This window comes from Terribacillus saccharophilus (genome assembly GCF_046592595.1).
Classification (GTDB): Bacteria; Bacillota; Bacilli; order Bacillales; family Amphibacillaceae; genus Terribacillus; species Terribacillus saccharophilus_C.
In genome coordinates this window covers 80,339-102,789 of the sequence record NZ_JAWVPF010000008.1, presented here as the reverse complement: position 1 = coordinate 102,789, position 22,451 = coordinate 80,339, and the positions used below count along the sequence as shown (strand labels likewise).

Annotated in this window: 17 protein-coding genes; 3 read left to right on the top strand and 14 right to left on the bottom strand. The window is 43.8% G+C overall.

Annotated elements, in window-relative coordinates; all coding sequences use genetic code 11:
- Positions 1 to 8 precede the first annotated feature (8 nt).
- The gene (locus tag SFC25_RS14430; RefSeq protein WP_411215956.1) at positions 9 to 647 is read right to left on the bottom strand and encodes a class I SAM-dependent DNA methyltransferase; all 639 of its coding nucleotides are present in this window, start codon (positions 645 to 647) and stop codon (positions 9 to 11) included.
- A 217-nt stretch (positions 648 to 864) separates the two neighbouring features.
- Between SFC25_RS14430 and ltaE the strand changes: the two genes are divergently transcribed.
- Positions 865 to 1,896, top strand: a complete 1,032-nt coding sequence (ltaE, locus tag SFC25_RS14425) for a low-specificity L-threonine aldolase (protein WP_411215955.1) — start codon at positions 865 to 867, stop codon at positions 1,894 to 1,896.
- A 30-nt stretch (positions 1,897 to 1,926) separates the two neighbouring features.
- Here ltaE and SFC25_RS14420 read toward each other — a convergent pair whose 3' ends face one another.
- Positions 1,927 to 2,580 carry a YhcN/YlaJ family sporulation lipoprotein gene (locus tag SFC25_RS14420; RefSeq protein WP_411215954.1) on the bottom strand — a complete coding sequence of 218 codons (654 nt, stop codon included), beginning with the start codon at positions 2,578 to 2,580 and terminating at the stop codon, positions 1,927 to 1,929.
- Positions 2,581 to 2,735: 155 nt separating this feature from the next.
- Between SFC25_RS14420 and SFC25_RS14415 the strand changes: the two genes are divergently transcribed.
- Positions 2,736 to 2,972, top strand: coding sequence for a YhdB family protein (locus SFC25_RS14415; RefSeq protein ID WP_374077384.1), 237 nt, complete (start codon positions 2,736 to 2,738; stop codon positions 2,970 to 2,972).
- Positions 2,973 to 3,008: 36 nt separating this feature from the next.
- Here the strand turns inward: SFC25_RS14415 and SFC25_RS14410 are convergent, their stop codons facing one another.
- The 5 genes from SFC25_RS14410 to SFC25_RS14390 all read right to left on the bottom strand — a co-directional run bounded on the left by SFC25_RS14410 (position 3,009) and on the right by SFC25_RS14390 (position 10,740).
- On the bottom strand, positions 3,009 to 4,571 hold the full coding sequence (locus SFC25_RS14410) for a GNAT family N-acetyltransferase (RefSeq protein ID WP_411215953.1): 1,563 nt from the start codon (positions 4,569 to 4,571) through the stop codon (positions 3,009 to 3,011).
- Between the two features lie 136 nt (positions 4,572 to 4,707).
- Positions 4,708 to 5,961 carry an anti-sigma factor domain-containing protein gene (locus tag SFC25_RS14405; RefSeq protein ID WP_411215952.1) on the bottom strand — a complete coding sequence of 418 codons (1,254 nt, stop codon included), beginning with the start codon at positions 5,959 to 5,961 and terminating at the stop codon, positions 4,708 to 4,710.
- The gene (sigI, locus tag SFC25_RS14400) at positions 5,961 to 6,692 is read right to left on the bottom strand and encodes an RNA polymerase sigma-I factor (protein ID WP_411215951.1); all 732 of its coding nucleotides are present in this window, start codon (positions 6,690 to 6,692) and stop codon (positions 5,961 to 5,963) included. The genes SFC25_RS14405 and sigI overlap by 1 nt, the downstream gene beginning before the upstream one ends.
- 266 nt (positions 6,693 to 6,958) lie before the next feature.
- On the bottom strand, positions 6,959 to 8,992 hold the full coding sequence (locus SFC25_RS14395) for an ABC transporter ATP-binding protein (RefSeq protein ID WP_411215950.1): 2,034 nt from the start codon (positions 8,990 to 8,992) through the stop codon (positions 6,959 to 6,961).
- A complete protein-coding gene (locus tag SFC25_RS14390; protein WP_411215949.1) occupies positions 8,989 to 10,740 on the bottom strand; it encodes an ABC transporter ATP-binding protein in 1,752 nt (583 codons plus the stop codon). The genes SFC25_RS14395 and SFC25_RS14390 overlap by 4 nt, the downstream gene beginning before the upstream one ends.
- Positions 10,741 to 11,252: 512 nt before the next feature.
- Between SFC25_RS14390 and SFC25_RS14385 the strand changes: the two genes are divergently transcribed.
- Entirely contained in the window at positions 11,253 to 11,819 is a 567-nt protein-coding gene (locus tag SFC25_RS14385) for a beta-class carbonic anhydrase (RefSeq protein WP_411215948.1), read from the top strand.
- A 7-nt stretch (positions 11,820 to 11,826) separates the two neighbouring features.
- Here SFC25_RS14385 and SFC25_RS14380 read toward each other — a convergent pair whose 3' ends face one another.
- From SFC25_RS14380 to SFC25_RS14350, 7 genes are all read right to left on the bottom strand, one after another.
- A complete protein-coding gene (locus tag SFC25_RS14380; RefSeq protein WP_411215947.1) occupies positions 11,827 to 12,906 on the bottom strand; it encodes an undecaprenyldiphospho-muramoylpentapeptide beta-N-acetylglucosaminyltransferase in 1,080 nt (359 codons plus the stop codon).
- A gap of 212 nt (positions 12,907 to 13,118) precedes the next feature.
- Positions 13,119 to 14,282, bottom strand: a complete 1,164-nt coding sequence (yhbH, locus tag SFC25_RS14375; RefSeq protein WP_411215946.1) for a sporulation protein YhbH — start codon at positions 14,280 to 14,282, stop codon at positions 13,119 to 13,121.
- Between the two features lie 81 nt (positions 14,283 to 14,363).
- Positions 14,364 to 15,482, bottom strand: a complete 1,119-nt coding sequence (locus tag SFC25_RS14370) for a Ger(x)C family spore germination protein (RefSeq protein ID WP_411215945.1) — start codon at positions 15,480 to 15,482, stop codon at positions 14,364 to 14,366.
- The gene (locus SFC25_RS14365; protein ID WP_411215944.1) at positions 15,479 to 16,588 is read right to left on the bottom strand and encodes a GerAB/ArcD/ProY family transporter; all 1,110 of its coding nucleotides are present in this window, start codon (positions 16,586 to 16,588) and stop codon (positions 15,479 to 15,481) included. The genes SFC25_RS14370 and SFC25_RS14365 overlap by 4 nt, the downstream gene beginning before the upstream one ends.
- The gene (locus SFC25_RS14360) at positions 16,575 to 18,071 is read right to left on the bottom strand and encodes a spore germination protein (RefSeq protein WP_411215943.1); all 1,497 of its coding nucleotides are present in this window, start codon (positions 18,069 to 18,071) and stop codon (positions 16,575 to 16,577) included. The genes SFC25_RS14365 and SFC25_RS14360 overlap by 14 nt, the downstream gene beginning before the upstream one ends.
- A gap of 114 nt (positions 18,072 to 18,185) precedes the next feature.
- Positions 18,186 to 19,448, bottom strand: a complete 1,263-nt coding sequence (odhB, locus tag SFC25_RS14355; RefSeq protein WP_411215942.1) for a 2-oxoglutarate dehydrogenase complex dihydrolipoyllysine-residue succinyltransferase — start codon at positions 19,446 to 19,448, stop codon at positions 18,186 to 18,188.
- On the bottom strand, positions 19,445 to 22,288 hold the full coding sequence (locus tag SFC25_RS14350; protein WP_411215941.1) for a 2-oxoglutarate dehydrogenase E1 component: 2,844 nt from the start codon (positions 22,286 to 22,288) through the stop codon (positions 19,445 to 19,447). The genes odhB and SFC25_RS14350 overlap by 4 nt, the downstream gene beginning before the upstream one ends.
- Positions 22,289 to 22,451: the final 163 nt, after the last annotated feature.

Here is a 22,451-nt window from a genome sequence, read left to right as displayed (position 1 = left end):
TCTCTCCCTTACGCTTTTTCTGCTGTGATCAAATAGACGAAGCGGTTCATTTGCTTAAATGTAACATGAAAACCATGCGTTTGAAAAATGGTACGAAGCACTTCCATCGTCGTATAATATTCTGTCGTCAAATCCTGGACAAGTCTGTCGTAGCCTTTATCTTTCTCTTCCTGGATCAGCTGGTCACGTCCCTCATCACTTGAGAATACCGTATCAGCAAATATTACTTTTCCGCCTTTAGGCAGCAGCTCTGCATACTTAGAGATGGCCTGCTCCTTCTCAACGTCTGTCAGGTGGTGGAAAGCCCATGTACTTACGATGGCAGAAACCTCATGAGGAGGCTCTGGAAAAGAGAGAAAATCACCGTCCACTATTCGAAGCTGCGGGAATTTCCTTGATGCATGTTCGCGCATCTCTTTAGAAGGTTCAATACCAGTAACATTCAATCCTTTAGCTAACAGCTTTTCGGAAAGGTTGCCTGTTCCAACCCCGAACTCCAGTGTGTTTCCTTCTGCAGCATCCGCGACTGTTTGCAATATTTCATTATATTTATCAAATACTTCTTTATATTGTGGATCCTGGCCAGTAACCGTATCATCATACGTCTCTGCCCATTCATCGAACATATCGATAAATTCGCGGCCCATTTCATCACCTCAAGTGTATTATCTTGCATATCCAAGTAAACGAATAAGGATTATCATGTTTATGACAGAAGAATACCATAGTACCCCAGTTTATTCAATGAAAAGTTATGATGTCAGTCATATATTCCCCTTTTCGGGAATACAAGATCACAACTATAAAAATAGTGGAAAAGTTACAAATTCATACTATATAATAAGATAGAGAGGAGTGGTCGTCATGATCGATCTGCGTAGTGATACGGTCACCAAGCCATCAGAAGCGATGCGAAAAGCTGCTTATGAAGCAGAGGTCGGAGATGATGTCTATGGAGAAGATCCAGCTGTAAATGAGCTAGAGGAAACGGTTGCCGATTTACTTGGAAAGGAAGCCGCACTATTCGTGCCAAGCGGTACTCAGGGGAATCAAATCGCAGTACTTTCTCATTGCAACCCTGGTAATGAAATCATCCTGGAAGAGGAATCGCATATCTTCCTCTATGAGGGTGCAGCTACATCTATTTTTGCTGGTGTGCAGACACGTACACTGAAAGGGGAACGTGGCGCCATATGTCCAGAAGGATTAGCCGGTGCTATCCGTAAGGACGATATCCACTTTCCGGAAACAGGCTTGATTTGTCTTGAAAATACGCATAACAAAGCTGGCGGAGCTGTCATCCCGATTGAAAATATGATGGTAATTGCCCAGATAGCACGTGAACATAACATTCCGATACATTTGGATGGAGCACGCTTATTCAATGCTTCTGTTGCTTCAGGCATTAGCGTAGCAAAATATGCGCAGCTGACCGATACGGTCCAAGTTTGTCTTTCCAAAGGTTTGGGAGCACCTGTCGGTTCTGTCCTGGCGGGGTCCGAAGTGTTTATAAAGAAAGCTAAGAAATGGAGAAAACGTCTTGGAGGCGGCATGCGCCAAGTTGGAATCTTGGCAGCTCCAGGCCTGGTTGCATTGCGTGAGAATGTAGAGCGCCTCGCAGATGACCACGAAAATGCGAAGCTGCTGGCAGAAGGTCTGGCTGAGATTGACGGTATTGAAATAATGAATCGGGTCGAAACAAATATCGTACTTGCAGATGTGCAAGGTACTGGCATGACAGCAGATGCATATGTACAGCTGCTCAAGGAACAGCAAGTCCTCGCAAATGCATTCGGTCCTTACAGTGTTCGTTTTGTCACACACTATGATGTTGGAAAAGGCGCGATAAAGAAAGCTTTAGCAGTTGCTTCATCGCTTTCCAAACAGCCAAATTAAAAAAGGGGCTCCCGCATGGGAGCCTCTTTTTTATCTTTCGTTATTTGGGAAGACGCGGTTCAGCATATTGCCGAATTCAAGGAAGAAGCCTTGTACTGGCTGACCTTCATCGATTTTATTGTTGTAATCCTCTGCCATTCCTAGAAAATCTGGATCTGCGGATACATATACATTATCGATATCTTCGTCAACGGATTTCACTGCTTTTTCCACATCATTTTTCATCTCGTCTGTTACGTCATTATTGTTGTTATTACCAGTAGCTGTGTTGCCCATTCCATTGTTACCCGTGTTGCCGTTGTTTCCATTATTTCCGTTATTACCATCGTTTCCATTAATACCGTTGTTACCGTTATTGTTATCGTCCTTCATATCGACAGCCACAAAAGCATTGTTATCCGTTGTAAATACATACGCTCTATCTACACCTTCAACTTCTTCCACTTTTCTTGCTACATCATCTGCAACTTGGTAACGCGGCTGCTGATCATCACCATTTTTCTGACGATCATCGCCATCTCCTGTATTATCCGTATTCCGGTGTACCAAATTGTTGTCCGTATTATTGAATCTCGTCGGTTCTACATTGCCCATGCCAGTGTCATTGTTATTATCGTCATTCTGACAAGCTGTAAGCGTAATCGCAGCAAGGGCAGCCATGCTGATTAATTTCCACTTTTTCATTGGTGTTTCCTCCTTTGATTTGCCATACTGCGCTTAGTATGTACGGTTTTTTTCACCCTATACAAAGGAGGAGACCCTGCTGCTTATATCTGCCAGCAATGTTCTTGCTGATTGGAGAGATACTATCTATACCCTGACAGGAAGGGGATTGCGCAATGAAAGTCCAGGATTACGAAAAAGCACTGCTATTTACGATTTGGGGACAGTGGGATGATCTGCTTGTCCTCATGGTACGCACAAAGGATGATATGCTTTCCAAGCGGATTGAAATCTTTTTGCACGCCTTTCATTATCCCTCCGAACAGCACGCCGTCGTGAAATCACATGAAGAGCTGATTCAATATATCGATCATGCACTAGGTCATACCACTTTGTATGCTTTGGACATGTAAAATAAGACTCGAGCATGCAGCTCGAGTCTTATTCATTTACTGATCCTCCGGCGTTTCGCTTTCCAGATTCTTGAACTTTAATTCGAATAAGTCTTTTCGGCGATCATGTAAGTGACGAACAGTACCTGTCTTACGCTGTCGCTGCAAAATCTCCAAATCGACATCGCCAACAACAACTGTCTCGATATTCGGCGGACACTCTCCAACAATTCCATCACGCGCAAATTCAAAATCAGAAGGTGTGAAAATACCTGACTGGGCATATTGGATATCCATATTCTCTACTTGAGTCAAGTTACCGACCGTTCCTGCAATGACAGTATACACTTGGTTTTCGACTGCACGAGCCTGTGCACAATAACGAACTCGCAAGTAGCCTTGGCGATCATCCGTACAGAATGGAACAAAGATGATATTCGCGCCTTGATCAACCGCATAGCGTGCCAGCTCAGGGAATTCGATATCATAACAAATCTGGATGGCAATTCGGCCGCAATCCGTATCAAACACTTTCACCGTGTCCCCAGGCTGGATGCCCCACCATTTTCTCTCATTCGGTGTAACATGTATTTTATATTGCTTCTCAATTGTCCCATCCCGTCGGAACAGATAGGCAATATTATATATATGATCGTCCTCTTCCACAAAGTGCGAGCCTCCGACAATGTTGACATTGTAGCGGACAGCCAGACTAGTGAATAGCTCGATATACTGCTCCGTGAATTCAGATAGTTTCCGTACTGCTTTTGAAGGTACTTTTTCTTCAAGGAAGCTCATAAGCTGTGTGGTGAAGATTTCGGGAAATACCGCAAAGTCGGAGCCGAAATCATAGGCGACATCCACATAATATTCCACTTGCCTTGCAAATTCCTCAAATGATTCGATTTGCTTCATCATATATTGTATAACCGTGATTCGTACCGGATAAGAAGTCTTGAAGTGGCGTTTTGACTTTGCATGATATTCAATATTATTCCACTCCATAAGGGTAGCGAACGTAGCGGATTGCTTGTCATCGGGCAAATAATCACGGTTGATCCGCATGACGCGGAATCCGTTCATCATTTGGAAAGTAAGTACAGGATCATAGATATTCTGTGATTCCACTTCCTCCACATACTCCCGCGGTGTCATTTCATCCTTGTACTTATGGTAATTCGGAATTCTCCCGCCGATGATGATGCTCTTCAAATTCATCTCTGCGGCCAGTTCCCTCCTAGCTTCATAAAGACGCTTCCCTATCTTCATGCCGCGATAATCCGGATGCACCATAACTTCAATGCCATACAAATTGAAACCATCTGGATTATGGTTTGTGATATATCCTTCATCCGTGATGTCATCCCACGTATGTCGATCGTCGTATTCATCAAAGTTGACGATCAAGCTGGAACAGCTTCCAATGATTTTACCGTCAACTTCCACGCAAAATTGACCTTCTGGGAATATATCAATATGGCTTTTCAAGTGGCTTTTTTTCCATGGCTCCATGCCCGGAAAGCACAGTTTCTGCATGTCCAGGATTTGATCAATATCTGCTTCCGTAATATTACGTAAAACAACCTTCTTCTCAAACTGTGACAAATCAAGTTCAGACATAGTAGGTATCCTCTCTATTCAGCAAAGTTCACTACTTTTTACCCTTCTTCATATACATGTAGTCCTATTATGAGCTAAAAGCCTGTCTAAAATCGATACTTCCGGACACTGATTACCTACTCCGTCCTAAAAAAGTTTAGTCGTCGTCACGATCTCCATCTCTTTCATCATCACGTGCATCTCTTTTTTCATTTTCTCGTTCATTTCCTTGCTCTCTCGCAGAGGATTGTTTAGATTCTCCGGGTTTATTTCCATGATTATATTTTTTATTTTCTTTTTGTCTCTTCGACTCTTCTTTTTCCACTTGCTTTTCTTTTGCTCGTGATTCCTTCTGAGCTTCCTTCAGCTGCTTTTCAGCTTCTTTTGCACGCTTTTTTTCATCCTTATTTTGTTTCGCTTCTTCTTTTGCTTTTTCTTTTTCTTCCTTCATTGTTTCTCTTGATCGCACCGCTTCTTCATTCTTTTTCTGTTCAGCTGGTGCTTTTAGCGGTTTGGCTTCTGCCTGTTCCGCCTCTTTATTTACTAAATTTTCCCCTTGCTGATCCGCCTTCTCTCTCTTTTCAGAGGATTGTGTTCCAGCAAGCGCAGGCTCTATGTCATTGTCCTCATTTGTCTGAAGGGATGTCTCTTCCGCTTCTGCTCCATCTTCTTCCACATCATCTTTATAAAAATCTTTAATAATAGCTGAATCCGATTGTGTAAGAGCAGGTACAGACTTGGATGAGCCTCCATCCAGAATGGACTCCGCCATGATCTCATTCATGGACTTTTGCTCGTCCTGCGCTGTTTCGCGTACCTTATCGGGTACTTGGTACGAAGCAATATGTAATGTATCGTTAAAACCGTTGATTGAACCCTCCAAAATATTCGTCAGCTGTTTGTCCTCTTGCTTGGTATCAATATAATTCACACCAATAATAATACTTTCCGAGTCAGCTAAAAGACCTAAGTCACTCGATATCCGCAATATACTTGCCGCAACCGTCTTAACATTCTCACCTTGCCAATCATCCAGATTAGCGAGAACTGTTTTCGCATCAGTATTCAAAGCTGCCACAGAGACAACATCCATACGATTATTCACTTTCAATTCAATGCTCGGATTAAAATCCAAACTTACATAAGCGTATGCTTTGTTGCCGTTGTACCAGGAATAAACCGGGAATAAAGCCATAACAAATACAAGGACCAATACGGCAACCCGCATGAAATTCTTCATGGAAGGTGTCCAATGCCTGATTGTTGTTCTCCGGACCAGTTCATGTGCACTGAATTCGACTTCTTGCCCGATTTCAGCCTGCCCTTGTGCACTGATTTCCAGGAATGTGCCTTCACTGGTCAGTACAATTGTGCTGCGGCGGCTTTGCTTCACGACGACTCCTCTCTTCACTAACTCACCCCCTTCATGTAGTCCTTCAGGTAGATATAATCCTCACTCAGTATAATGAAAATAGCGAGAATATACTTCCTGTTCCTTTCCAGCGTCTTCTTACTTACTGTTACCTTTTCGACAAGCTGCTTAATCGGGATTTTCTTTTTTCGTATCACATAATCCCGCAGCTCATCATCCTCATGAAGGATTTTGGCTGCTTCGATTGCCGATTCCCTTGCATCACGGTGCTTTGGTGCAACACGGATCAGCTCCTGGAAGGATAGCTTGTATTCCTTCAGTTTCTTATCGTACTCCTCAATTTCAGCACGGCGATACCACGCTTCCGTTTCCTGATTATAAGCCGTTTGGGCAGCTTCCGCCTCCCGCGGATTTTCACTGTCATCTTCATACAGCTCATCCAGTGAAGCAGCAGGAAGACGGATTCGTTCACGTCTGATATAGTCAATCGTCTTTCGCTTGATCACAAGCTTGGCAAACGAAAGGAAGGAGCTTCCTTTGTCATCTGCATAAGCCAGCATCGCTTCATTGAAAGCCGAAAGGCCAATACTGAACTCTTCATCCTTGGAAGGATCGATAAATCTGCGGCAAACCTCGGAAACAGATTTGGCTATGAAAGGCTGATAGTTCTCAATCAGCTCATTCTGCATCTCGGTATTCCCGGCCTGCACTTGTTTGATCTGTTCTTCTAATTTTCCGCGGTTAGGATCATTAGACTGGCGTAGATACAAGACCTATCACCTCCAGCCTTCTATATTTTTCGTAACATAATTGTAATTTTCGGGTGTAACCATATAATTTCATTTGTGAATTTCGTATAAGTTCAATCGTAATTTTTATATATGACATATGACTTACTCCAATACATAACCAATATGCCTATCATACAACACCTTGAGTGGGACCTGCTTCTCAAAATAATTACAAAAAAATTAAATCTCTGCAACAATAACCCCCATAAAAAAAGCCGTCCTGTATAATCAGGACGGTTTTTTTATTAACCCGCAGACTGTTCGATGCCGCTTTGCTGCATCAAATACATCTGATAATATTGACCCTGTTTCTCCAATAGGGACATATGATTGCCTTGTTCCAGTATCTTCCCGTGATCAAGGACAAAGATCTGGTCAGCATGCATGATCGTCGAAAGCCGATGTGCAATAACCAATGTTGTCCTTCCCTGTTTCAGAACATCCAAAGCCCGTTGGATAATGGCTTCTGTTTCCGTATCAATATTGGCTGTTGCTTCATCAAGGATAAGAATGGATGGATTGAAAGCCAATGCCCTCGCAAATGAGACAAGCTGGCGTTCTCCCATAGAAAGAGTAGAGCCGCCTTCCTTAACTGGTTCATCATATTGCTTCGGCAGCTTGGAGATGAATTGATCCGCTCCTACTGCTTGCAGGGCCTGGATTGCCATTTCCCGAGAAATATCTGGGTTGTTCATTGTTACATTCGTCAGAATCGTACCAGTGAATAGAAATGGATCCTGCAGTACGATTCCCATACTGCTTCGAACCTGTTGGCGTGACATTTCTTTTGTATCGACACCATCGATCGTTATTTTACCCTTTTGATGATCATAAAACCGGAATAGCAAATTCATGATAGAACTTTTCCCAGAACCAGTATGCCCAACAAAGGCTGCCGTCTGACCGCTTTTGACCTCAAAGCTAAGATCCTTCAAAACATAATCTTTATCATTATAAGCAAAGCTGACATGTTCAAAAGCAATCTCTCCGCGATTCTTCTCACGTTTAGCTTCCGAGTCCACATCTTCCCCCTGCTGATCAAGCAGCTGGAATACCCGGGAGGCCGCAACACGTGCCTGCTCAAGAAGCGGCAGCTGGTTCACAGCATCTGTGACCGGATTGAATAATCGGTTCAGATAATCGACAAAGGCATAAAGAACACCGACAGTTACAATCGAGCCGCCTGTTACGGCAGCTCCGCCGAAATACCAGATGAATGCAACAAAAGCCAAATTACGAAGCACCGTCACCAAGTTGTGTGAGGTCAAGGCACTAAGCTTCATGAGTTTACGCTGATACGTGAAGTTCCGCGTATTCAGCACTTCGAATTCGTCTTTCGTCTCTTTTTCCCGATTGAATGCCTGAATGATTGGCATACCTTGGATCGATTCATTGATACTGCCATTAATCTCACTCACTGTTTTTCGGACGACTTTATTGTATTTGGTGCCAAAGTATTTATACACCTTCATCCATGCCCAGAAAATCGGAATGACGAGCAAGCAAATAGCAGCCAGCCGGGCATTCAGGAAGAACATCGCAACGAAAATACCGGCCATGTACACGAAACTCGTGACAAAGGTTGCTAGTACCCGTTCATATAAATCACGAATTGCCTCTGTATCATTTGTAATCCGAGCTACTATCGTACCAGCTGGACGATCCACATAATAATTGATTGGGACACGCTGCGTATGGGCAAAGATATCATTCCGCATCGTGCGGACAATTTTATTGGAAGCCTGCTGGAGCAGGAATGTCTTCCAAAACTGGAATATTGCTGCGATGAAAAGAAGCGCTGCATAGACAATCAAAAGTATGATGATTGGCTGGAACTGCGGACTGAAAAATTCATACAATTGACCAGCTGAAAGTCTCGTGCCCTCTGCTTCTTCTGCCCCTCCAGGACTATCAACCGTAATCATCCCATTCTCAAATGATCTGCTGCCATCCAAAGGCAGCACCGCATCTGTAAAATAAAAGTGCCTGCCAATCTGCAGTATCGTTGCTTCACCGACTGCATCCTCTTTCGTTTGTATTTCATCTGACCTTACATATGTCTTTCCCTCATAATTCACTGTTTTATCGTTTTCATCTTCGATCTCATACCAAGTAGCTTCGATACCGAGGATATGATGGTCAATGATCCGAGCGGCGATTAAAGGTCCTGCCAGCTCCAATACCACTGCAATCAGCAAGCAGACAAGACCGATATTGATCGTCTTTTTGTTGCTTAGAGCATATCTGAATAGTCTTCGTTCTGTTGTATTTTTCTTCATGAGGAGATAACCTCCTTATCCTCTAGCTGCTGCAAGTAATACTGGCTTGCATACCAGCCGTTTGCAGCCAAAAGTTCTTCATGCGTGCCTTGTTCCATAATCTTGCCCGCATCCAGCACAATGATCAGTTCTGCATGCTTCACTGCCGATAGGCGGTGAGCTGAGATGATTGTTGTTTTATCCTGTCTCTCTTTTTTCAAGTGTTTGATAATATTAGCCTCGGTCTTACCGTCGACCGCACTCATCGAATCATCGAGAATCAATATTTCCGGATTCTTGATAAATGCACGCGCCAGAGCTACACGCTGCTTTTGGCCTCCTGAAAGCGTTACACCGCTTTCTCCGACTTTCGTATCCAGTCCTTCTGGCAGGCTTTGAATATCCGTCAGAAAATGAGCGAGTTCCATTACACGGAATATCTCTTCATCGGACGCATCATGTTTACCATAACGGATGTTCTCTCTGATCGATTTTGAGAATAGAATCTGTTCCTGCGGTACATAGCCGATCCAGCTGCGAGTCTTTTCCAATGTAAACTGTTCAATCGGCGTACCTCCAAGAAGCAATTTCCCTTCTCCCGGGGGATACTGTCGAAGCAGCTGCTTGAACAGCGTAGATTTACCGGCCCCAGTCTTTCCGACAACACCTAGTGTTGTTCCCTGTTTGATTTCCAGGGTGATATTTTGAAGACGTTCTGTATCATTCCCTGGATAGCGGAAGCTGACAGAATCGAAAACAATATCTCCTGGCTTTTCCTTGTCAGCAGGTTCAGATGGGTCTGTTACATCAGCTGGATAATCGAGTGTCGTGTTGACACGATCAAGTGAAGCATTACCGCGCTGCAGGACATTGATCAGTTCCCCTACTGCGAACATCGGCCAAATCAGCATGCCAAGATACATATTGAACGACACTAAATTCCCCAGTGTGATTTCATTCCGGAAGACGAGCAAGGCGCCATAGCCGATACCGATTGTATAGGAAAGCCCAACAAGGATCTTCATTGTCGGCTCAAACAAAGCATCGATCTTGGCTACTTTGATATTTTTTTGATAGACATCCTCCGTCATATCCTGGAATCGCTGCTCATCTTGTTTTTCTTGAACGAACGCCCGTGTGACACGTATGCCGCGTATCGATTCCAATACTTCATTATTTAAGTTACCGAAAGCTTCTTGCGCCTCTGTGAAGCGCTCATTGATTGCTTCACCGTATTTATGCATCACGATTGCCATGATAGGCATCGGGATGAGCGCTACTAGTGTCAGCTCCCAACTGATTGAAAACCCCATGATTCCGATGATCATCAGCATGAAAATACTCGAGTCGACCAAAGTCAGTACACCGAAGCCGCTTGTCATATAGATAGCCCTTAAATCATTCGTACCTTGGGCCATCAGATCACCTACTTTTTTCTTATCAAAGAACGTAGGTGTCATACGGAAGAAATGTCCCATCAGCTTGGAACGCATCAGCCTTTCCAGGATGGCGGATCCACTGAACAGCGTGTAATCCCATACGTAGGAAATGACGTAGTGCAAGACAATCAGAATAAGGAACAGGCCCATAACCTGCCATAGTCTCTCTGTTGTCAGAGAGTTATAATTAATCTCATCAATTGTCAGGCCAATCAGTTTCGGAGGGATCAGCCCGATCAAGCTTGCAATAATTAGTGCGATAATCGCGATTGTATATCGCTTCCAATATTTCAGGAAAAACCAATCCAACTTTTTCAATACATCAAACATACTTTCCCCAACCTTCTCTCGCAAATTTGTCTCCGTTGTTCAGCTAGCCATCATCATTCCAATCTTCTCCCCATTGTTTCGTCTGAACTTTCAGCATAGCCTTTCCTCCTTGTTTTCTAGTTATGATTAAAAGCCGAAAGGGAACTCCGACTCGTATCAACATTCCTTTGAAATTGCGCATAAAAAAAACGCGCACGCCCGCAGACGTACACGTTCCCAGAAGTAAGCAGCAAGCGATATGCGGCAGACTCCGTCCAGATAAAGTAATCCCTATAAAGATTCCGAACAAAGGAGGAGCTGCCCATTATGAAGTTGGCTGAAAAAAGCTATTATCCGGTTATTCATTTTGGGTTCCTCCTTTCAATTGTTATTTTATGCATAATAAGTATATACATACCGGTTTAAAAAGGTCAACGTAATTTTCAAATAATTTGAGCAATAAGGAATAGGTAAACACTTGTCTTGATATGGTAAACTAAAGAAGATAACTAAAAAAAGGAGTGTCACGATCTATGTTATTAGATGACATCTTGGCTCATAACCAAAAATTCGTAGAAGACAAAGCATATGCACAGTATGAAACAGACAAGTTTCCTTCCAAGAAAGCTGTCATACTAACCTGTATGGATGCGCGCTTGCTTGAATTGCTGCCAAAAGCAGTTAATTTGAAGAATGGAGATGCAAAAATCATTCAAAATGCTGGCGCAATGCTCGTTGACACTTCTGACAGTGCCATGAAAAGTATCTTAGTAGCCATTCATGCCTTAAAGGGTGAAGAAGTATTTGTAATCGGTCATAAAGACTGCGGCATGCACCATCTGCACGGTTCTGATATGCTGGAACAAATCAGCAAACAAGGCGGAGACGTTGAGACATACTTGCGCCAGTCAGCCAGTGAAGATGTTGCCAATACATGGTTCGATGGGTTCAACAGTGTTGAGGAATCTGTAGAAAGCAGTGCTTCCTTGATCGCGAATCACCCATTGCTTCCAAAGCAAGTACCAGTACATGCACTTGTAATCGACCCAGCAACTGGTGAACTTACTGTCATCCGCAACGGATACGAAAAAACCAACTGACAAATTGTCAGTTGGTTTTTTTTGCATGTTCTTTTATGATTTCAATTACACGTTGTTTTGCTTCTTGGCTTTCATAATGGCTCATAGCACGCAGAATTTCATTTTTATGTTCTTTGAGATCCTGCAAATGCTGAACCAAGGAAGCACTTGTCAAATCCTCTTCTTCTAACACATCTGCATAGCCTTGTTTCTTAAAGGAGCTTGCATTGAGAAGCTGATCTCCCCGGCTGGCTTTACGAGATAACGGCACTAGGAGCATCGGCTTACGCAGCGCCAAGAATTCAAAGATAGCATTCGAGCCGGCACGCGACAAGACGAAATCTGATGCTGCGAACAAGTCGTTCAGCCCTTCATTCACATATTCGAATTGAACATAGCCTTCTTTATTGATTGCTTCATCCAGTTGATTCTTACCGCAAATGTGAATGATTTGGAATTCCTGAAGCAAGGTATCCAGGCTGGAGCGGACTGCATCATTGATTACTTTGGAACCACCGCTTCCTCCCATGATTAACAAAACAGCCTTATCTGGTGAAAAGCCTAGATTCTCCAAACCGACCCGGCGGTTGCCCTGAATCAGCTCATCACGTACAACTGCTCCAACCCATTCTGCTTTCTTGGCAGAAACATGTGATACAGTTTCAGCAAATGTAGTCACAATCTTCTTCGCGAATGGCATAGCCAGCTTATTCGCAAGCCCCGGAGTTATATCTGATTCATGGATAACAGCGGGAATATGACGGAGCCATGATGCGAACAAGACTGGAACCGATACGAATCCACCTTTGGAGAAAATCACATGCGGTTTCACTTTCCCCATGATTCGATATGCCTGCATGGTGCCTTTCATTACTTTGAAAGGATCCTTGAAGTTCTCTTTGGACATATACCTTCTTAGTTTTCCTGTTGAGATACTATGATAGGTCACGCCTTCCATCGGTTCAATGAGGTCACGCTCTATTCCATTTTTTGAACCAATGTAATCGATCTTCCAACCTTCCTGCCTGAATACAGGAATCAAGGCCACGTTCACGATTACATGGCCGGCAGTGCCGCCCCCCGTAAATAGAATCCGTTTTTCCTTCATGTTGTAAATCCTTCCCTTTCCCATTAAAAGCACTTCTCTATTTAATATATCTGTAATTTATTTGTAATATAAACGAAACATTTTATCGCCTATTCTATCCTAAAGGATATTTTAGAAAAAAGAAAGGGCTTTTTGTCATATGACCAATATATGCTTTTTCCATATCCATTTTGCCTAAAAACAGAAAAAAACAGCAGTGAAAGACCTGCTGTTCAGACGGAAACTTCTGTTTCTTCATTCGAGAAGAAGCGCTGCATGGCATAGAAAACGTCGGTTTTCTTACGCAGCACATAATACCGGAATTTCGGATGGTCCATTTTACGGAAAATCTGCATCAGCGTAGAATGGCGGTTATACTGGTTAACCTCTCCGTAGCCGAACATGCTTGATTTCTCGATAAGCTGATTGATCAAACCAATGCAGCGACTATTGTCAGAAGTGAGGTTATCACCATCTGAAAAATGGAACGGATAAATATTATATGCAGATGGCGGGTACTTCTCGTCTATTAATTGCAACGCTTTCCTATAAGCAGAGGAACAAATCGTTCCGCCGCTTTCCCCTTTGGAGAAAAAGGACTCTTCATCGACAACATTTGCCTCCGTATGATGGGCAATGAATTCGATTTCCACTGTTTCATATTTTGTCCGGAGGAATCTTGTCATCCAAAAGAAGAAGCTTCTTGCCACATACTTTTCCCAATTCCCCATACTTCCGCTCGTATCCAGCATAGCAAGCACGACAGCCTTCGAATCCGGTTTTTCAATCGCGTCCCAGGTTTTGTAGCGTACATCTTCTGGATAAATGGGAGCAAATGCTGCTGTACCGCTCAGCGCATTACGCTTGAACGCTTCCAGCATTGTCCGTTTTTTGTCGATATTCCCGACTAGTCCTGTCTTGCGGATGTCATGAAACGCAATATCCGTCACAATCATCTGCTGTTCATCTTTTTGCTCCAGATTCGGCAGCTCCAGCTGGCTGTAGAAATTCTCTTCCAGTTCCTCAAATGATACTTCAGCTTCGTAATAATCCTGTCCAGGCTGATCCCCAGCTTCCCCTTGTCCCTTGCCAGGTGCCTTCTGCTGACCGCCGGCACGGCCCAGCACATCTCCTACTTTACTGTCGCCTTTTCCTTGGCCGGCATGTTTGTTCTTGTCTTGGCTATAGCGGATTTTGTATTCATCCAAAGACCTGATCGGTATTTTGATCAGATCCTTCCCATTAGACATGATTATATTTTCTTCCGTGATCAAATCGGGCAGCTTGTTCTTTAATACTTCCTGGACCTTCTCCTGATGCCGCTTTTGATCATCATATCCTTTTCGATGGAGGGACCAGTCTTCTTCTGACACTGCAAAATGATTGGAATCACTCATTCGCCAGCCTCCTTAAGATAATTAGTCTATCTTATGCGGGAGTGCTGCTATTGATTAAACAAACTATAGAAAACTGTTAAATTATCTGAAAATTCCGCGCGAACGGATGTTCACTTTGACATGCGGAACGATTTTAATCTCTTTGAAATCCTTATCCCAATCGAGCTTCTTCCAATGAGAGGGATAATGACCGTATATGCTCCTGCCGATTCCAAACACATCGCTATTCGCTTCTTGGATTGTTTTGATCGTTTCATTTGCTTGGTCAGTCAATGACTGTTCCAGGTTTTTTTTGACCTCAGGTAAATCTTTCAAAGCAAGATGATCCTGCGGGTATTCTTGAATCATTACAGTCAGATTCAATGTTATATCGGTCCTTACTTTATTCTGCTTATCTGGCTTCGACTTGATTTTACTGGAAAAATCCTCAATATTAATGGTCGTATAGTTATCTGCTTCCGGCTTCCTGCCATCAAATATCTTAGTAGTAATGCGGGCTACTTTACCTTTAACCTTCTTCATCAGTAAAAAGAGCGTCGTATGTTCGAAAGGAATATCCTTCCCGGTATAACTTGATTTATGGAACAGCGCCAACCCTTCATAAGACACTGTTTTCCCACCGTCCCCAACTTTTAAGAGTGGTAAGCTAAAGTCTTCCCCTTCCTCATAAAGCTCGGAACCGATCGCTTGCAAACTGGTCTCGAGTGTATTCGTTGTTTCCACTTCGGATTCAACTATACCTTCTATATATTCACTCGGGCGTGTTTCGGATTTAGGAACTACTTTCAGCGCTTGTTCTGCGTTACCCTTTACTACCACAGGCACCACATCCAGATGCATTCTCGGATCCCGGTAATAGGCATCCACATACGGATAGATATCCTGACGGGCAAGTTTATCTCCAAAAAGAACAACATCGAGCTGTGTCGGACTGTAAGTAGATGATAAACGTCTATCAATATTCGTTCTTGCTTCCGAGGATGTGTTTCCAGTTGCCGTAAGAAATTGGGTTGATTCCTGCCCTGGTCCTTGTGCGCTATTCTGTACATTTGGTATGAGGATGGTATTCGTATATATACCATCCTCTGTCAAATCATAGGCAGCCGAAATTCCGAGCTTCACTTCTTTGAATTCCCTAGTGTCCCAGCATCCCGACAAAAAAAGCGTACAGCTCAGCAATATGATAGTCAGCTTTTTCATTGCTCTGCCTCCTTTTGCTTATCCTTTCTGCGCACGTAAGATAGAAGGAATAATAGAATCGGTATGTATATCGTGAAGTATTCCGTAATTAAATCCTGGAAGTTGATAATACCTCTAATATTCTTCTCATTAAGTCCTCCCCAATAAGAAACAGCTAAGACTATGATGGAAGATGAATATACATTCAACATCTTTTTCTTCGGCTTCGGAATCTTAGCAAACGCCCTTTCAGCACCATACAGATAAGCTGCAAAAGCTGTCATAGCAAAAACGGTCCACATGGCAAGGACAAAAATATCTATCCTTGTGATGATGACAGAGTCAGCAGTTCTCAGCATGTAAAGAACAGGCTGTGACACATGTTCAATCTGGTCTGATCCGAAATGTGCAAAAGAAACAATGACTGTATACAAGTAGAAAAAGATAACAATCAAGTTAGCACCGATAAGCGTTCTGTTTTTCTGCTTGGAGCTGCCCTGTGTATAGGGCAGAAAAAGCAACAGCAGCACATAACTGCTCAAGGAATAGATGGTGACGCGGATACCTTCCATAAACCCTGAAAAGGAGGCTTGGCCAATCGGGAGCAGATAAATGAACTTTGCATCCACAAACCCGAACAGAAACAATACTGATATAAGAAACAAAATAACCGCAAAAAAGGTGAATACCTTGGCAATGACCGTAAGTCCTCCCGAAATGGTATAGAGAGCACTGATGAGCAAGAGCAGATAAAGTACCATAATTGGCGTTTCCGGTAGCAGCCATTGGTTGATCAGTTCACCGTAAGAAGTCAGAAGGTAAATAGCAACTACAAGAAAATACACATAGTAGCCAAATCCAGCTACATTGCCTAACGGTTTCCCAAAACTGCTTCTTAAAATCTCAAACAAACTTTCCCCTGGATAACATTTGCTTACATGTACCATCAGCACTACAAAGACGATGGAAATTGCGCCACCAACCAATAAGGGGATCCACCCATCTGCTCCCACTTCTTTATGCAGGACAGTAGAGAGATTTAGGATATCGACACCAATTTGACTCTGAATAAAGATATAGGCAAGCTGAGATAATGTGATTTTCTGCTGTGTATCACTTTTTGCCATATTGCTCACCCAGTTCATTGGACTTGTATGGGCGCGGTGATTCCAATTGTTCCGGCCGGCGCTTCATCAGGAATTGCGGCACCCGGATCACTGTATCCTTTAGATCCCGGAATTGGATCGGTGTAAAGTAACTAAGCCCTAATGATTCCATCCGGCAAAGATGAATCAGTACCATCAATAATCCAAAAGCTATCCCGATAAATCCAAGAACAGAGCTAAGAATGATTAATGGAAAAGTCAAAATCCTTAATGAATCACTCATTTCATTCGATGGCACAACAAACGAAGCCAGGGAAGTGAGGGCAATAACGATTACCATCAAGTTAGAGACCAATCCCGCTGTAACAATCGCATCACCGATAACAAGACCGCCGACAATACCGATTGTCGAACCAATCGGTGATGGCAGCCTGATACCGGATTCCCGTATCAGTTCAATGACGATCACCATCAAGACTGCTTCTACTATAGGCGGATAAGCAATATCACGAATGGCTCCTAATACTGGGGAAATCAGCGCTTCCGGAATAACTTCAAAATGAAAGCCAACTACCGCTATATAAAAGGAAGGCAGCGTTATCGCAAGAATAAAACTGAACAAGCGGATTAGACGAATATATGTTGCAACTAGCCAGCGGGTATTGTAATCATCAGGTGATTGATAAAATGCGTAAAAAGTAACCGGTGCAATCAGACATGTAGGGTTGTTAGCAAATAAAATAGCAATCCTTCCCTCCATAAGTTGTGCTACTGTCTTATCTGGCCTTTCCGTACTCAAAAATTGCGGAAAAATGCTATAACTGCGATCCTCGATATACTCACTGAATGCCCCTGCACTCAATAATGCATCACTGCTGATGTTTTTCACCCTTTTTTCCATTTCCTGAACGACATCCGGCTTCACTACACCATCCACATAGATTAAAGCAATTTCTGATTCTGTATAATCGCCAACCGTCTGCTTTTTTATTGTGAGGCTTCGATGCTGAATACGTCGGCGAATGAGGTTGATATTCTGCTTGATGTCCTCATTAAACCCATCATGCGATCCTTTAATGACCTTTTCATTCATCGGCTCCGTGATAGCCCTTGTCACATTCTGCTGCACATTGAAGAAGTAACAAGCCGCGTTTCCTTCTACTAAATAAACAGCCTTCCCTTCCAGAAGTGCAGTTACTGCTTTATTGAGATCATCACTTTCTTCCCGATCTTTAATTCTGTGAATATCTCCATCCATCTCCCTTAGCGGTACAAAAATATACCGCTGCATCTTATCAGGATCTGTAATGTCATCCAAGTAAACCAATGCTTGTTTATTACCTGGAAGCAAACGGACTTTTAAATCGTTCGAATTTCTCAATTCTTCCTGGATGTAGCGAATGTTTTTCTCAAGAGATGCTGTGGATCGATGCGGCGGCATCTTGTCTTCTCTTATGACTTTTTCTTGTACCGGCTGGCTCTTCTTCTGTTTGAAAAAACCCATGGCGACGCACCTCTCCTTGTTTCATTTCCGTTAGTTTGTGCAGGTGCAGGAAAGATATGTAGGAAATGAGAACACAAAAAAACCGCCCTAATACTAGGACGGTCTTTCTATTGTTTATCCTTCCAAGAGGAGATCGTACGGATCTTCAAGCAATTGCTTGATGCGTACAAGGAACTGGACTGCATCTTTTCCATCGACGATACGATGATCGTAGGAAAGTGCAAGGTACATCATTGGACGAATCTGGATTGTATCATCTGGCATGGCAATTGGTCGTTTTTGAATTGTATGCATACCTAGAATCCCAACTTGAGGTGTATTCAGGATCGGCGTTGAAACGAGTGATCCGAAGATACCGCCGTTTGTAATAGTGAATGAACCTCCGTTCAGTTCATCCAAGCTGAGCTCTTTATTGCGAGCTTTCTTGCCTAATCGGGAAATCTCACTTTCAATACCCGCAAAGTCTAGTCGATCAGCATCTCGCACGACTGGTACAACTAATCCATCATCAGTCGATACTGCAATGCCAACATCGTAGAATTTCTTAAGTACAATTTCATTACCTTGAATCTCTGCATTGATATAAGGGAATTCTTTCAATGCCCCGACAACTGCTTTCGTAAAGAAGGACATAAATCCAAGCTTTACGTCATGCTTTTCGAGGAATTTATCCTTTCGTTCACTGCGCAGTTTCATGACTGCTGTCATATCGACTTCATTGAACGTAGTCAGCATGGCGGACGTGTGTTGTGCTTCCACAAGTCTATTTGCAATCGTCTGACGGCGGCGAGTCATTTTTACGCGCTCGACAGGTTTTTCGAATTCTGTCTTTGCCGATTGCTTCGTTTTATCATCTTTCGCCTGTTTTGCAGGTTTTTCCTTCGGTTTTGCTGCTTCCTCGACATCTTCCGGACGAACTCTGCCAAATGGATCACGCGCTGAGATTTCATCGAGGCTTATACCTAGTTCACGAGCACGCTTACGTGCTGCAGGAGTTGCCAGCGTATTTTTTGCTGCAGCAGGTTCAGCTGCTTCAACTTTTGTCTCTTCCTTCGTCTCTTCAGCCGGAGCCTCCGCGACAGCTGCTGCTTCTGCTTTCGTCTCTTCAGCAGCAGATGCATCTGCTTCGCCGCCTGCTTCTCCATTTTCATCGACTGTAGCGATAATATCTCCTACTTCCACATCATCGCCAGCTTCCTTCAGCAGTTCCTTCACTACACCGCTGTATTCCGCATTGACTTCCACATTAACCTTATCTGTTTCCAATTCGAGAACAGGATCTCCTTTCTCGACATGGTCACCTGGATTGACTAACCACTCGGAGATTGTTCCCTCTGTAATTGATTCTGCCAGCTCTGGTACTTTCAGTTCCTTCATACGCTAACTCCTCCCTTGGACAGCTTTAAGGCTTGATTGATGATCTGCTTCTGCTCTGTTTTATGGATTGCAGGCTTTCCTACTGCAGGTGATGCACGATCCGGTCGGCCGATATATTCTAGTGTCTGGTCTTCTGAAAGGATTGCTTCAATTCTGTCACGGACGAATGTCCAAGCTCCCATGTTACGTGGTTCTTCCTGCACCCATCTAACTTCACTGATAGATGGATAATCTTCCAGTATTTGTTTGATTTTCTGGGCTGGGAATGGATAAAGCTGCTCCAGACGGACGATATGAAGTTCTTCAAATGCACCCGCTTCTTTCTCCATCGCCTCTTCCAGGTCCACCATTACTTTTCCGCTTCCTAATACAAGAGTTCTAGCTGTTTCAGCCGTCGCTTCGTTGTTAGGCTGAACGCGCAAGGACGAGAAGCTGCCTTCTGTGAATTCTTCCAGCTTACTTGCCAAACGGGCACTCCGCATCAAGCTTTTTGGTGTCATGAGTACAAGAGGTCTTGCTTCTTCCCTGCCACCAAGTTTTGCTTGTCGGCGGAGCAGGTGGAACAGCTGGGCGGAACTTGTTACATTAGCGATAATCAAATTATTCTCTGCCGCAAGCTGAAGGAATCTCTCCACCCGGCCGCTTGAATGTTCCGGACCTTGTCCTTCGTATCCATGCGGCAGCAGCATAGCCATATTGGACTTTTCGCCCCATTTAGCACGGCCAGCTGCAATAAATTGATCAAAAAGAACCTGTCCAGTATTCGCAAAGTCACCGAATTGTGCTTCCCAAAGTACAAAAGCATCCGGATTGTGTACACTATAGCCGTATTCAAAGCCAATAACGCCTGCTTCCGACAGCGGACTATTATGAAGCGCAAATGATTTTGCTTCGTCCAATCCATGCAGTGGTGAATATGTCGCGTCCGTTTCGATATCATGCAGTACAGCATGCCTGTGGGCAAATGTTCCCCGTTCTGAATCCTGGCCGGTCAGACGTATCGGCGTACCTTCCTGCAAGATGCTGGCATAAGCCAATACCTCACCAACAGCCCAGTCTGCTTTGCCTTCTTCTTCAAATGCCTGATGCCGTTTGCTGATTATCTTGATCAGCTTCTTAAAGACTTGGAATCCTTCCGGTCTTTTTTGAAGCTGTCTATTGAGGGAGAACAATGTATCTGCCGGGACACTCGTCTTGATATCGGGCAGATCGCATTTCAAAGCTTCCGGTTCTGGTTTCGGCAGCTTTTCCTTTGCATCTTCTTCCTTCATATTCTGGAAGATGTCTTTCAAATGGTCACCGACTTGCGCACTTAGAGCATCGTAGCCTTCTTGTGCTGTGATGACTTTTTCTTCTTCCAGTTTCGCAGAGAAGATTTTCGCTACCGTATCATGTGCATCGATATCCTGATAAAGGATCGGCTGTGTCGAACGCGGTTCGTCCATCTCGTTATGTCCATAGCGCCGGTAACCGACAAGATCAATCAGGATGCTCTTGTGGAAACGCTGTCGGTAACGGAAAGCCAGCAATGCTGCCGCCACACATGCAAGTGGATCATCAGCATTCACGTGGACGACTGGAATTTCGAAGCCTTTCGCTAAATCACTGGCGTATCGCGTAGAACGCCCGTCACGGCGATTCGTTGTGAAGCCGACCTGATTATTAGCGATTATATGCACAGAACCAGCAGTCGTATATCCCGGCAAATCTCCTAAGTTAAGCGTTTCAGCGACAACACCTTCCCCAATGAAAGCAGCATCACCATGGATGAGGATACTAAGCGCTTTTGACGGATCTTGATCCGGATATCCCGGCTGTGAAGTATTATCCTGTGCCGCTCTTGTAAATCCTTCTACAATCGGATTCACAAATTCCAAGTGGGACGGGTTGTTTGCCAATGTGATCGTTGTATGCTTCTCTTTTCCTTCATGATGTTCCGCTACAGCACCAAAATGATACTTCACGTCACCTGTCCAGCCGCCATGCAGCCCTTTTGAACCTTCAGAAGGAAGCAATTCTTTCTCACCAGTGTGATTGAATTCAGAGAAGATAAGATCGAAAGGCTTGCCTAATACATGTGCAAGAACAGATAACCTTCCTCTATGTGCCATGCCAAGCATCACTTCATCAGTATCAGCGAGACACGCTTCTTTAATGATGGAATCCAGCATCGGAACCATCGCTTCAAGACCTTCAATGGAAAAGCGCTTCTGACCGACGAAAGTGCGCGCCAGGAAAGATTCGAAACCTTCTACATCTGTAAGCCGTTTCAAAATCTCTTTCTTGTCAGCTTCACTCCATCCAGGAATATAGGATGCAGTCTCGATCTGTTCCTGAAGCCACTTGCGCTCTTCATGATTACCGACATGATCATACTCGAAGGAAGTGGTACCTGCATACCTTTCCTTCAGCAGCTGCACGGCATCCAATGCCGTATGTACATTATTCGGAGCGTCTTCCCAGACAAAGCTTGCCGGTATATCCCGCAAGTCAGATTCAGTCAGCTGGAAATCCTCCATTTTAGTCAGCACCGTTGTGTCTGCATGCTCCCCGCCTACCGGATAAATATCCGCTTCCAGATGGCCATAACGGCGAATTGCTTCTACTAGCTGAATCGCTGCCGTGATTTTCTTGATGGATGCTTCGGATACACCACTAGGAGCGTCTTCCCCTTGACGCTGCATGATCCTTGGCTCTCCATGTGTATCGAATAGTTCCTTCAATGATGCTTCCACTGATTCCGGATCTTGCCTGTATTTGTCGTATTGCTCTTCCACATAACCCATATTCGGTCCATGGAAGTTCTCCCAGAATCTTTCGCTAGATTCCTTTTGTCCCACGACTGTTCCCCCCAATAGAAGTAACTTTTTTTGATTAGCAAAGGCTTAGAAATTGGAAATTATTTTAAGTGGCTTACTACGATTTCACACTCTCAATATACCGTAACGAGACAAAAGATACAACTAAAACAAGAAATTTTTTAAAACGCTTTCTTTATTGATA